The organism is Bacillus sp. IBL03825, assembly GCF_024712505.1.
Lineage (GTDB): Bacteria > Bacillota > Bacilli > Bacillales > Bacillaceae_G > Bacillus_A > Bacillus_A wiedmannii.
On record NZ_JAMXKE010000001.1, the window covers coordinates 4,513,254 to 4,525,445 of the forward strand.

Consider the following 12,192-nt stretch of genomic DNA (forward strand, 5'->3'; position numbering starts at 1 on the left):
AAGCGAAGGAGAACCTCCTTCGCTTTTTCTATTAATTAAATGTAATGTTATGTACAGCCTCTTTATCAAGACGTTTAATAACTTCTACAATTAACTTCACTGCATTTTCATAGTCATCACGGTGTAACATTGCCGCATGAGAATGAATGTAGCGCGTTGCAATCGTAATTGCCATAGACGGAATACCATTTACAGCAATATGAATTGCACCTGCATCCGTTCCACCGCCCGCTACTGAATCATATTGATACGGGATTTGTAATTCGTCAGCAACATCAACTACAAAGTCACGTAAACCTGTATGTCCAATAACAGAAGCATCATATAAAATGATCTGTGGTCCATCACCCATTTTACTTTGCGCTTCTTTTGCCGTTACACCTGGTGTGTCACCAGCGATACCAACATCTACTGCGAATGCGATATCTGGTTTAATATAGTTCGCAGATGTTTTCGCACCACGAAGACCAACTTCTTCTTGTACAGTCCCTACGCCGTATACAACGTTTGGATGCTTTTCATCTTTTAATTGTTTTAATACGTCAATTGCAATTGCACAACCAATTCGGTTATCCCATGCTTTTGCAAGTAACATTTTTTCATTTTTCATCACTTGGAATTCAAAGTAAGGTACAACTTGATCTCCTGGTCGTACGCCCCACTCCATTGCCTCCTCTTGGCTAGAAGCACCAATATCGATGAACATGTCTTTAATTTCAACTGGTTTTTTACGCGCTTCTGGAGATAAGATGTGCGGTGGTTTTGAACCAATTACACCTGTTACATCTCCTTTACGTGTTACAATTGTCACGCGCTGCGCAAGCATAACTTGTGACCACCAGCCACCAACTGTTTGGAAACGAAGGAAACCTTTGTCATCAATTTGCGTAATCATAAAGCCGACTTCATCTAAATGACCTGCAACCATAATTTTCGGGCCGTTTTCTTCCCCTACTTTTTTCGCAACTAAGCTTCCTAAATTATCAGTAGAAAGTTCGTCCGCAAACGGCTCAATATATTTCTTCATTACTTCGCGTGGTTCACGCTCGTTACCCGCAATACCACGAGCATCTGTTAATTCTTTTAGCATTGTCAATGTCGCGTCTAATTTTGTCATTGCCAACACCCTCCTTTTTCTTCAGTCACTTCATTATACAAAAGGAAATTGAAATATTCAAAAATTAAATCAGTATCCTTGTGTTTGACGCTGATGATTTACTTCATTTTTATCTAAATATGCCTTTTCAATCTCTTCTTGCTCAAACTCTAGCGCTTGTCCAAGTCGAAGATAGCTTGTAAATAATTCAATATAGTTCGTAATAGATGGTTGATCTGTAAAACGAATTACTTTCGCATATGTGTCTAAGAAAATTTCTACTTGTGTTTTATTCGTTTGTGCACATTTATAGAATAGGAAGTTTTTATCAATACCTAAATCAATTCCGATTGATAAGATAAAATGCAATCCATCTACGTATTCTTCTAATATTACTTCACGTTCTGATGCTGGTTTGTTGCTCCAATATTTAAAACAACGTGTTTCATTTGCAAGTTCTCCAATTTCTACAAGAAGAGCTAACATTTTTTCTTTTAACAACTTTTTCGGTTGTAAATCATGCTCTTTCACAATACGGTCATCTAATTCTTTTTGTAATTTAAATAGTTGTAGTAAGTCCATTCTATTGTCCTCCTCCAACATCGCATTTTACGCAACAATGTTGTTTCATCTCAAAGTTCATTATTATTTTTCGTTTCTTATTAATAAGTCAGCCATTTACCTCTTTACAAAATAGCTTGTCCTTAATTTACAAATACGTTTCAATCATCACTATTAGATTGTTCACTCCGATTGGTGATAGTTAATCATTATCCGGGGATTGTCCACTGATAAAAAATTTATTTTATCTGATGAAAGTTCCATATCATCTTTCCATTATAGCAGTGTCGTTTCAGGTAGGAAAGATACTCTTCTTTCCAAAGGGGGATAATTGAAAAAAGCCAGGAGAATTCTCCTGGCTTCATATATATATTCTTCTATATCGCTATAGCTTTTATATTGATTTTGTCATATCGATAACGACATACTTCTCTTTGCATACAAATAAAAAAACCTTAGAAGAAAAATCTTCTAAGGTTTCAACTAATTAATTAGTTAATGTTGTTTTTTGCAACTGTTGCTAATTCAGCGAAAGCTTTTTCGTCATGAACAGCTAAGTCAGCAAGCATCTTGCGGTTAACTTCGATGCCAGCATTTTTAAGACCGTGCATTAAGCGGCTGTAAGAAAGACCATTCATACGAGCTGCTGCGTTGATACGTGTAATCCATAATTTACGGAAGTCACGTTTCTTTTGACGACGGTCACGGAATGCATACATTAGAGATTTCATAACCTGTTGGTTAGCAACCTTGAATAATGTACTCTTAGAACCGTAGTAACCTTTTGCTAATTTTATAACTTTTTTACGACGTTGACGAGTAACTGTACCACCTTTTACTCTTGGCATAATATTACCTCCTAATTGTTCTATATATCAGCCGAACTTATTTTAAGTTGTCAAGCATTTGACGAATGCGTTTGAAGTCACCAGCGCTTACTACACCAGCTTTACGTAGTTTACGTTTAGCTTTTGTAGATTTGTTAGCGAATAAATGGCTTGTGTAAGCGTGAGAACGTTTCAGTTTACCTGATCCAGTCTTTTTGAAACGCTTTGCAGAGCCGCGATGAGTTTTTTGTTTAGGCATAGGTATTTCCTCCTCTATCTATTACTTATCGTTTTTCGGTGCTAAAACTAAGAACATACTACGTCCTTCCATTTTAGGCTTAGATTCAATTGTACTAACTTCAGCACAAGCTTCTGAGAAGCGATCTAAAACACGTTGACCGATTTCTTTATGAGTAATGGCACGTCCTTTAAAGCGAATTGACGCTTTAACCTTGTCGCCTTTCTCTAAAAACTTGATAGCATTACGAAGTTTTGTGTTAAAGTCATGTTCATCAATTGTTGGACTTAAACGAACTTCTTTCATGCTAATTACTTTTTGATTTTTGCGCTGTTCTTTTTCTTTCTTCTGTTGCTCAAAGCGGAATTTACCGTAGTCCATAATGCGGCATACTGGCGGTTTCGCATTTGGAGCAACTAATACTAAATCAAGATTAAGATTTGCAGCTAAGTCTAAAGCGTCATTACGAGACTTGATTCCAAGTTGATCGCCATTTGCACCAACTAAACGTACTTCACGTGCACGAATTTGCTCGTTAATCATCATATCCTTGCTAATAGTAAGCCACCTCCAAGGTTTTTTCAGAACATCTTTTGTAGTCATAGAACCCGACAAAAAAAGTGCGGGCATACGACACCCACACTTGTAAATTCTTAAGTAAGAAATACATTTACCTGTAAACTGCGAATGCGTCCATCAGGTGAGAAGCGGGTGCTTCTACTTGTTCCACAAAACAATATTCTATTATCCTTGATGAGTTTATCATAGGACATGACGTCTGTCAAGAAGACGCAATGTTTTTTACTAACAACAAGAAATATTGTAACAAACAACTAACATACTTGCAATACTTTTTTATGATAAGTATAGTTTGGTTATTTTTTCTAGTTTTTCTTTTTTATAATACATACGAAAGCCGCGGTATACCGCGGCTCTGTCTTATCGTTTTCCTTCTACTTTAATCATATCAACAAAAGCATCTAATGCAATTGTTTCTGATTTTTGTTCACCATATTTACGTACGTTTACGCCGTTTTCAGTTACTTCATTGTCACCTACTACAAGCATGTACGGGATTTTTTGCATTTGTGCTTCACGGATTTTGTAACCAATTTTCTCTTCACGAGTATCTAATTCAACACGGATACCAGCACGACGTAATTCATCTTGTACTTTCTTCGCATAGTCTAAATGTACTTGCGGAGAAACTGGAATTACTTGCGCTTGAACTGGAGCTAACCAAGTTGGGAATGCACCTTTGTATTCTTCAATTAAGAAGGCTACGAAACGTTCCATAGTTGATACAACACCACGGTGAATTACAACTGGACGATGTTGTTTACCGTCTTCACCAACGTAAGATAATTCAAAGCGTTCTGGAAGTAAGAAGTCTAATTGTACAGTTGAAAGTGTTTCGTCTTTTCCAAGAGCAGTACGAACTTGAACGTCAAGTTTTGGACCGTAGAATGCCGCTTCACCTTCAGCTTCATAGTAATCAAGACCCATTTCATCCATAGCTTCTTTTAACATACCTTGTGCTTTTTCCCACATCTCATCATCAGCATAGTACTTTTTAGTATCAGCTGGGTCACGATAAGATAGACGGAATGAATAGTTCTCTAAACCGAAATCTTTGTACACTTCTAGAGTTAAGTTTACAACACGTTTTAACTCTTCTTTAATTTGATCTGGGCGAACGAAAATGTGCGCATCATTTAAAGTCATTCCACGTACACGTTGTAATCCAGATAATGCTCCAGACATTTCATAGCGGTGCATTGTTCCAAGTTCCGCAATACGGATTGGTAATTCACGGTAGCTGTGAATATCATTTTTATAAACCATCATGTGGTGAGGGCAGTTCATCGGACGAAGTACTAACTCTTCATTATCCATTTCCATTGATGGGAACATACCATCACGGTAGTGATTCCAGTGACCAGAAGTTTCATAAAGCTCTCTGCTTCCTAGTACTGGAGTGTATACGTGATCATAGCCTAAGCTTGCTTCTTTATCAACGATGTAACGCTCGATAATGCGGCGGATAGTTGCACCTTTTGGTAACCAAAGTGGTAAACCTTGTCCTACTTTTTGGCTATTAGTAAATAGTTTTAATTCTTTACCTAATTTACGGTGATCGCGCTCTTTCGCTTCTTCAAGCATACGTAAGTGCTCATCTAATTCTGCTTTCTTAACGAATGCAGTACCGTAAATACGTTGTAGCATTTTATTATTGCTATCGCCGCGCCAGTAAGCACCCGCAACGCTTAATAATTTAAATACTTTAATTTTCCCTGTAGATGGAAGGTGAACACCACGGCAAAGGTCGAAGAATTCGCCTTGTTCATAGATTGAAATAACTGCATCTTCTGGAAGATCGTTAATTAAATCTAATTTTAACTCATCGCCGATTTCTTCAAAGCGACGAAGTGCTTCTGCACGTGGTACTTCATGACGAACGATTTCTAAGTTTTCGTTCACGATTTTTTGCATTTCTTTTTCGATTTTCTTGAAGTCTTCAACTGTAATTGCTTCTTCCATATCAATATCGTAGTAGAAGCCATTTTCAATTACTGGACCAATACCAAGCTCAAGCTTAGCATCTTTATATAAACGTTTTAACGCTTGTGCTAATAGGTGGGCTGTTGAATGGCGTAAAATATATAAGCCATCTTCAGAATCTAATGTAATAATAGAAACTGCACCATCTTCTTCGATTGGTGTAACAAGATCGATCATCTCATCGTTTAATTTTCCAGCCACAGCTTTTTTCTTTAAGCCTGGGCTAATAGAAGCTGCGATTTCTTCAGTTGTTACGCCTTTTGGAAACTCCTTCACAGCTCCATCAGGGAAAGTAATTTTAACTACATCTGCCATCACTGGTCACTCCTCTTTTTTTCAAAATAAAAAACACTCATCCCGTAAAAAGGGACGAGTGTTGAATTCGTGGTTCCACCCTTGTTCCAATTAACATTATTGTTAATTGCTCAAGTTCAACATAACGGTGTTGTCCGTTAGCAATTACTAGAAAAAAACGTTCACTGCTAAAGTTTAGAGGTGGTAAGTAATAATCCCGTACTAGGAAGCTCACACCCTAAGGCTTCCCTCTCTGAAAATCGTAGAAAACTACTCATGTCCTCATCATGACATTTCAATATATTTCATTTATGTAGGTAATTATATGCTCAAAAACTTAGAAAATCAAGGGCGTTACCTTTATTTTTTAAATTTTTCACATTGCGCTCAAACTCATGTAATCCATGTAATTGGACCCGTTCTTGAAATACATTTCGCAAAGTAATAATCATATTATGGTCTTGTTCTTTCGTATATAAATAAATTTTTTTCGGCGAAATAGAAAGAAGTGGTGCAATTACTTTCGTATCAATATATACATCCTTTTGCTTTAATAATTCCTCATCTATATATTGGACCAATTTCTCCTGTTTTAAACGTCTACCTTTATCGTCATAGAAAATAAAGCTTTCATCAAAAATAAGATGCACACAGGACAAACGTGATTTTCGGCTACGTACTTGTTGCCTTAGCGTCTCAATAAACATTTGATATTCTTGTTCCAACTTATACTCATCAATCGACACTTCAGCAAGCTTAGCTACCATTTTCCTATATGTACGAAGGCGAAAACGAACATATGATGAAAACGAGAACGAAAGCGGATCACAAAGCCAGTTATTTAAAGAAGATTTAATATATGATTCAAATGTGTGACGTGTTAATTCTCGAGCAATCTCTTTTCTTCTTCCCTTTAAAATCTCTTGTGCCATATGCAATATTTGATGACACTCTTCCTCTTCTTCATAAAAAAACTTCTCTTTTAAGATTGTATAAATCCACTCATTTTGCTTTACATTCACAATGAAATATACCATTACTGGCAATAAAATCTTTTCAATATAATTCGATTCACATACTGGTATGTGAATCACCACTTTTTGTTCCTGTAAATACACACTCGTTTCCTTATATAACAGTTCCGCTCTTTTCAATAGTTGTCTATATACATGCATAGCATCATTTTTTTCTTCGAAGCAAATTTCAATCACTTTTGTCCCCCCTTTTATCCCTGCTCTAAAGGATTGTATCTATACGTTACAAATCCTATAAGAGTCCGTCCCGTGGAAGTTCACTCTTAGTAGAATTACATTTCCTATCGTTAGAAAATCCACTCAATACGGCTTGCTAATTTTATATATATTAAGGGAGGGAGAAAAAAATGATACAAGCTACAATGAATTTTCTATAAGAAGTTTTTCGTTTTGCAATTCACCTAGTCTGAAAAGTGTTCAAAACAAAAAAGAGCAAGCTTTTCAGCTTACTCTTTACTTATGACGTCGGTTTTTTCCGCCAATCGGAATTGGCTTCGCTAAATATTTAATTCGTTCCATAATACGTGCTGCTTTCATTTGTTCTGCTTCACCACGCTGTGTATACGTTAAATGATGTTCCAATTCCTTGAAATCAAAGTTAGACGTAAAGAACGTCGGTAAGTTTTCTAACATACGGAATTGCAAAATTGCACCAAGCACATCGTCACGCACAAAGCTTGACATCGCTTCTGCTCCGATATCATCTAGCATTAAAACTTGTACGCGTTTCACCGCATCAATCTTTTCCCCAATCGAATTATCTTGAATCGAACTTTTAATTTCACGTAAAAATTCAGGGAAGTATACGAGCATCGAACTTATTTTCTTTTGAGCAAGCTCATTCGCCATTGCTCCTAACAAATACGTTTTCCCTACACCAAATTTACCGTACAAATATAAACCTTGTACTTTTTTACCAGGTTCATATGTACTTAAAAATTCATTGGCTGCACCAATTGCATCAATACGCGCATCTAAATCTGAAGGATCTAAGTTTTCCATCGTTGCCTGTAAAATGTCAGTTGGCATATATACACTTTGAACGAGTTTTTCATATTTCTTTCTCTCGTCATATGCTACTTTTCTAACGCAACGATCGTATTGAATATCAATCATCTTCCCTTGGATAACGAGCTTTGGCTCATATCCTTGCAGCATGTTTTTACACGAACCTAGATCCGGACAATCTGCGCAACCTACACTTTGTCCAATATATTCGTATAACTTCACAAGGCTGCGCTCAATCATAGAAGTTGTTACTTCACCTTGATGTTCGTCTATAAATTCTTTCACACGCGGATGTGCCATTACTTCCGCCTTTAATACTTCATATCTATTTTTAAAATTTTTATTTTCCATTAACTTTGCAAATGAATTTTGAATATGCTCCATTTTCTCACCTCAAAGAGCGTTCATTCTCTTCTATTAATCACGCTTATATTTTTTTAACACTTCTTCTAGTCGTTTTCGTTCATCATCTAACGTACTTGCATCTTTTTTCTTACTTACATCTTTCTTCACTGTTTCTTTCTCTTGTTCTTTCGGCTCTTCTTTCAGCCAATCTGGTACCATTTCTTTTCTTATCGTTTTCTTCGACGTACGGCCTTTTTTCTTCGTCTCAGCCCATTCTTGATATTGACGATTCTCTTCTTTCGCTAACGCCATTGCTTCAGCTACTGTACCGACCTTTTTACGTGCCCAATGCCCAGCAATTTTCTCCACATACGTTTTCGCAAGCTTCATATCTGAGCGTAGCATAACGTAATAAATAAGTACATTCACAACACCTGGCGTTAATTTTTGATTGATCATTACATCTTCAACGATCTGCAAGTCAGCCTTTGTCGCCTCTGCACCACCAGAGATTTCTTTTAATAGTTGTTTTGGTGAGATTTCCTCTAGCTGTTTGATTAACATCTCTTCTTGCGTAGAAGGCTCTTTTCCTTCCATCATACGTGCAGCGTGAGGTTGTACTCTTTCACTTAATACAGGTAACGCTTGACCGTTTTCGAACTGATACCAATCACGTGCTCCTTTTCTAAGCCTTTCGATATCAATTGTCTGCATCTCTGTCACCGTACCAAGAACGATATTTTGCATCGATAACACATCTACATCGTACACGTAAGCAAGTGTAATGACACATTCTCGCACTTGATCTGTAATCGCCTTTTTAGGGACAAGAGCGGACAAGCCATCTACAAATAAGGAGAAATCAAAGAAATCATTCCAAACTTTTGGAGAGTCTCCCTTCTCGTTACTTGGCATAGCTGTCGTTTTTGGAATACGAAGATCTTCTTGCGCATGCTCAAGCTGTCCTGGATTAAACGAACCAAACACATCATTGAAAGAACGCGTAACATTTTCATAAGAAGCAAAATCAAATTCTTCTTCTAAGAAATATTGCTTTACTTGATTATATTTTGTCCGACTCAATCGATTGTATAAAAAGATGCTTAACACAATATCATCAAAAAACTGCTTCGGAGATAAAGGTGGTTGCAATTCGTATATAAACATTCGAATATCTTTTTCTTTCTTAATATATACCTTCAAAAGCCCAATTGCTTCTAACTTTACTCGTTCCTCATATATTTCGGGAAGCTGCATTTGCATGGTCACCATAAGGGAATGGTGTGTATTCTCTTTTCCAAACACACGATCTTGCTCTAACTCTCCCCATAGTGTCATGTACAAGCTAAAAGCTCTACTACCTATTAACGGCTGATACAACATCGTTAACACTTTTCGGTCGTAATTATGCAGTAACCCTTTCGCACTTACTTTATAACGATCAATTGGCAATAGCTCCATCCATGACTGTTTTTCCATTCTTGCTTTTCCTTTCTCTCATCCAATCTATCCTCTACTTCATTCGTTCTATCTTCATTATATAATTTCTTAGCGAAAAAGAGCTATTAGCTTTCGCTTCTAGCTCTCTTATCTCATTACTTACGGTATGTAAAGAGAATAAAATACAACTTCTACTCTCTTTCTTTTTGCAGTATATCTTTTAATTCTTCAATAAATACATTTAAATCTTTAAATTGGCGATATACAGAAGCAAAACGCACGTAAGCAACATCATCAATATCACGCAGTTCTTCCATAACAATTTCACCAATCATATCACTTTTCACTTCTGATATACCTAAATTACGAAGTTCACGTTCCACACTTTGAGTTACTTCTTCTAATTGTCTTAAAGATACTGGTCTTTTTTCGCACGCTTTAATTAAGCCGCGCAAAATCTTTTCTTTATTAAACTCTTCTCGTGTGCCTTCTTTTTTTACAACGATAAGAGGTGACTCTTCTACTCTTTCAAATGTCGTAAAGCGACTTAAACAACTTTCACACTCTCTCCTTCTTCGAATAGAGCGCCCCTCGTCTACCGGACGCGAATCTAACACTCTTGTACCATTATGCGAACAGGATGGACAACGCAATATATTCACTCCTTTACACTATACTCTTTATTTTTTCTCTACTTACTTCATCTGACAATATATATACAATATTATATAACTCATTCTAACTCTCTTACCACTTTAAGTTTAAGCACATTATTTTATCATCTCGTTTTCAAAAATAAGATGGTAGATGGGGTGCTAACTTATTCGTAAGAGCTCAATTTATCTCACTAACGAGTACGTTATATTTTTCCTTTTTTATAAACTAAAAAAGAGGTGCATTATACACCTCTTTACATTTTAAATCAATTATGTTCTTTTTTAAAGAGCTTTTGTTTCTCTCTGCTTAATTTCGAAGCTACCAGTGCCTCGAGGAAGCTCGATGCTCTCACGCGTTTTCGCGTTTAAACCTTCTGCAATATATTCTGCAGCAACATTTGGATCAATACGATCCCCACAAGTATAAACATCAATACTTGCGTAACCGTGCTCCGGAAAGCTATGAATTGTTAAATGTGATTCCGAGATAATTACTACTCCACTTACACCTTGTGGTGCAAATTTATGGAAAGCAACCTCACGTACTTCAGCACCAGCTCTCAGTGCTGCATCCACAAATAATTGTTCAATATACGGCATGTCATTAAGCTTGTCGAAATCGCAATCCCAAAGTTCAGCGATTACGTGACGACCCATCGTATCCATAGTATCCATTCTACAGTTCCCCCTTGTAAATTTATTCTAACTGTTCGAATTGAAAACTAATTTGCAATTTGGCTTGCTCCACTACCACGGGGGAAAGTTAGTCCAGAGAGGTCCTAACCCTTTAAGTAGTGACTACGTACCTCAGCTCTTAAGTTTACGAGTGTTAGTATACTTTGTTTATTTTCATTTTGCAACAACAGTTTTTTCGATTTTCTGTCATATTTTCCTCTTTACTTTTCCCTAAAAAAAATAAACGATTCACAAATACAGTAATCACAACGTTTCGTGGTATGTCCACTTTCAAAAATATACTTATATAATTTTTTTCCTTTTCAGAAAAAAATAAAAAAAGAAGGCAAATATCCACTTGCCCTCTCCCTTATTCACTTAAATATGTTGCACATTTTTTTGTTTCGCTAATTCGTCAACAACTAACGTTACAAGATCTACAACACGACGAGAGTAGCCCCACTCGTTATCATACCAAGCAAGTACTTTCACTTTACGATCACCCATTACCATTGTAGATAAACCATCAATAATAGCTGAGTGTGTATTTGTATTAAAATCAATAGATACTAAAGGCTCTTCGCTGAATTCTACAATGCCTTTTAACGCACCGTTTGCAACAGTTTTGAATGCTTCATTAATAGCTTCAACTGTCACATCACGCTTTACATCTACTACTAAGTCAACAAGAGACACGTTTGGCGTTGGTACACGAAGTGCCATACCATGAAGTTTTCCGTTTAAGTGCGGAAGAACTTTTGCAAGCGCTTTCGCAGCACCTGTCGTTGTCGGAATGATCGATTGTCCGCAAGCACGTGCTCTTCTTAAATCTTTATGTGGGTTATCAATATTTTTTTGGTCATTTGTATAAGCATGAACAGTTGTCATTAAACCGTTTTCAATTCCAAACTGCTCATCTAACACCTTAACAACAGGCGCTAAACAGTTTGTTGTGCAAGATGCATTTGAAATAACAGTATGTTTTGTAATATCTAGTTGGTCTTCGTTCACACCAACTACAATTGTTACATCTTCATTCTTACCAGGCGCTGTTAAAATAACTTTTTTCGCTCCAGCTTCAACATGAAGAATTGCTTTTTCTTTTGAATTAAATTTACCAGTTGCTTCAATTACAACTTCAACACCTAAATCTGTCCAAGGCAATTCCTTTGGATCGCGGTTGTTTAAAAGGCGAATCATTTTTCCATCAACTAATAAGTGATCTTCAAATGCTTCTACTGTTCCGTCAAACTTGCCGTGAACTGTATCATATTTAATTAAATGTGCTAACGTTTCAGATGGATAGCTTGCATTGATTGCTACAATTTCGAATGCGCTTTCTTTTATTGCCTGACGAAATACCATTCTCCCAATACGTCCAAATCCATTAATTGCCACACGAGTCATAATATGTTATCCCCCTTGAATGCGTTATACTATTTATCTCCAATCCCAA

General features: G+C 36.6%; 12 protein-coding genes and 2 other annotated features. All 12 genes read right to left on the minus strand.

Annotation, left to right across the window (positions count from 1 at the left end):
- Positions 1-31: 31 nt before the first annotated feature.
- Entirely contained in the window at positions 32-1,117 is a 1,086-nt protein-coding gene (locus NHG49_RS23140) for a M42 family metallopeptidase (RefSeq protein ID WP_064474618.1), read from the minus strand.
- A 69-nt stretch (positions 1,118-1,186) separates the two neighbouring features.
- Entirely contained in the window at positions 1,187-1,678 is a 492-nt protein-coding gene (locus NHG49_RS23145) for a dUTP diphosphatase (RefSeq protein WP_000365057.1), read from the minus strand.
- Between the two features lie 470 nt (positions 1,679-2,148).
- On the minus strand, positions 2,149-2,505 hold the full coding sequence (rplT, locus tag NHG49_RS23150) for a 50S ribosomal protein L20 (protein ID WP_001138364.1): 357 nt from the start codon (positions 2,503-2,505) through the stop codon (positions 2,149-2,151).
- 37 nt (positions 2,506-2,542) lie between these two features.
- Positions 2,543-2,743, minus strand: coding sequence for a 50S ribosomal protein L35 (gene rpmI / locus NHG49_RS23155; RefSeq protein ID WP_001125946.1), 201 nt, complete (start codon positions 2,741-2,743; stop codon positions 2,543-2,545).
- 21 nt (positions 2,744-2,764) lie between these two features.
- Complete coding sequence (infC, locus tag NHG49_RS23160) at positions 2,765-3,268, minus strand: translation initiation factor IF-3 (RefSeq protein ID WP_000973214.1); 504 nt, start codon at positions 3,266-3,268, stop codon at positions 2,765-2,767.
- 62 nt (positions 3,269-3,330) lie between these two features.
- Positions 3,331-3,451 (minus strand) — a sequence feature (ribosomal protein L20 leader region).
- A 210-nt stretch (positions 3,452-3,661) separates the two neighbouring features.
- A complete protein-coding gene (gene thrS, locus NHG49_RS23165; protein ID WP_000786074.1) occupies positions 3,662-5,599 on the minus strand; it encodes a threonine--tRNA ligase in 1,938 nt (645 codons plus the stop codon).
- A 47-nt stretch (positions 5,600-5,646) separates the two neighbouring features.
- Positions 5,647-5,876: a binding site (T-box leader), on the minus strand.
- Between the two features lie 31 nt (positions 5,877-5,907).
- Positions 5,908-6,789 carry a putative sporulation protein YtxC gene (ytxC, locus tag NHG49_RS23170; protein WP_258126560.1) on the minus strand — a complete coding sequence of 294 codons (882 nt, stop codon included), beginning with the start codon at positions 6,787-6,789 and terminating at the stop codon, positions 5,908-5,910.
- Between the two features lie 276 nt (positions 6,790-7,065).
- Positions 7,066-8,004, minus strand: a complete 939-nt coding sequence (gene dnaI, locus NHG49_RS23175; protein WP_000400114.1) for a primosomal protein DnaI — start codon at positions 8,002-8,004, stop codon at positions 7,066-7,068.
- A 33-nt stretch (positions 8,005-8,037) separates the two neighbouring features.
- Positions 8,038-9,444 (minus strand): replication initiation and membrane attachment family protein, encoded by a 1,407-nt coding sequence (locus NHG49_RS23180; protein WP_064474615.1) that lies wholly within the window; start codon positions 9,442-9,444, stop codon positions 8,038-8,040.
- Positions 9,445-9,596: 152 nt separating this feature from the next.
- The gene (nrdR, locus tag NHG49_RS23185) at positions 9,597-10,058 is read right to left on the minus strand and encodes a transcriptional regulator NrdR (protein ID WP_001203687.1); all 462 of its coding nucleotides are present in this window, start codon (positions 10,056-10,058) and stop codon (positions 9,597-9,599) included.
- A gap of 285 nt (positions 10,059-10,343) precedes the next feature.
- On the minus strand, positions 10,344-10,727 hold the full coding sequence (gene speD, locus NHG49_RS23190) for an adenosylmethionine decarboxylase (RefSeq protein ID WP_002003660.1): 384 nt from the start codon (positions 10,725-10,727) through the stop codon (positions 10,344-10,346).
- Between the two features lie 387 nt (positions 10,728-11,114).
- Positions 11,115-12,143, minus strand: coding sequence for a glyceraldehyde-3-phosphate dehydrogenase (locus NHG49_RS23195; RefSeq protein ID WP_000198978.1), 1,029 nt, complete (start codon positions 12,141-12,143; stop codon positions 11,115-11,117).
- Positions 12,144-12,192: the final 49 nt, after the last annotated feature.

Bases quoted from the DNA above. Each gene is read 5' to 3' on its own strand.
- NHG49_RS23140 (WP_064474618.1), bottom strand. From the start codon at position 1,117: ATGACAAAATTAGACGCGACATTGACAATGCTAAAAGAATTAACAGAT.
- NHG49_RS23145 (WP_000365057.1), bottom strand. From the start codon at position 1,678: ATGGACTTACTACAACTATTTAAATTACAAAAAGAATTAGATGACCGT.
- rplT (WP_001138364.1), bottom strand. From the start codon at position 2,505: ATGCCAAGAGTAAAAGGTGGTACAGTTACTCGTCAACGTCGTAAAAAA.
- rpmI (WP_001125946.1), bottom strand. From the start codon at position 2,743: ATGCCTAAACAAAAAACTCATCGCGGCTCTGCAAAGCGTTTCAAAAAG.
- infC (WP_000973214.1), bottom strand. From the start codon at position 3,268: ATGATGATTAACGAGCAAATTCGTGCACGTGAAGTACGTTTAGTTGGT.
- thrS (WP_000786074.1), bottom strand. From the start codon at position 5,599: ATGGCAGATGTAGTTAAAATTACTTTCCCTGATGGAGCTGTGAAGGAG.
- dnaI (WP_000400114.1), bottom strand. From the start codon at position 8,004: ATGGAGCATATTCAAAATTCATTTGCAAAGTTAATGGAAAATAAAAAT.
- NHG49_RS23180 (WP_064474615.1), bottom strand. From the start codon at position 9,444: ATGGAAAAACAGTCATGGATGGAGCTATTGCCAATTGATCGTTATAAA.
- speD (WP_002003660.1), bottom strand. From the start codon at position 10,727: ATGGATACGATGGGTCGTCACGTAATCGCTGAACTTTGGGATTGCGAT.
- NHG49_RS23195 (WP_000198978.1), bottom strand. From the start codon at position 12,143: ATGACTCGTGTGGCAATTAATGGATTTGGACGTATTGGGAGAATGGTA.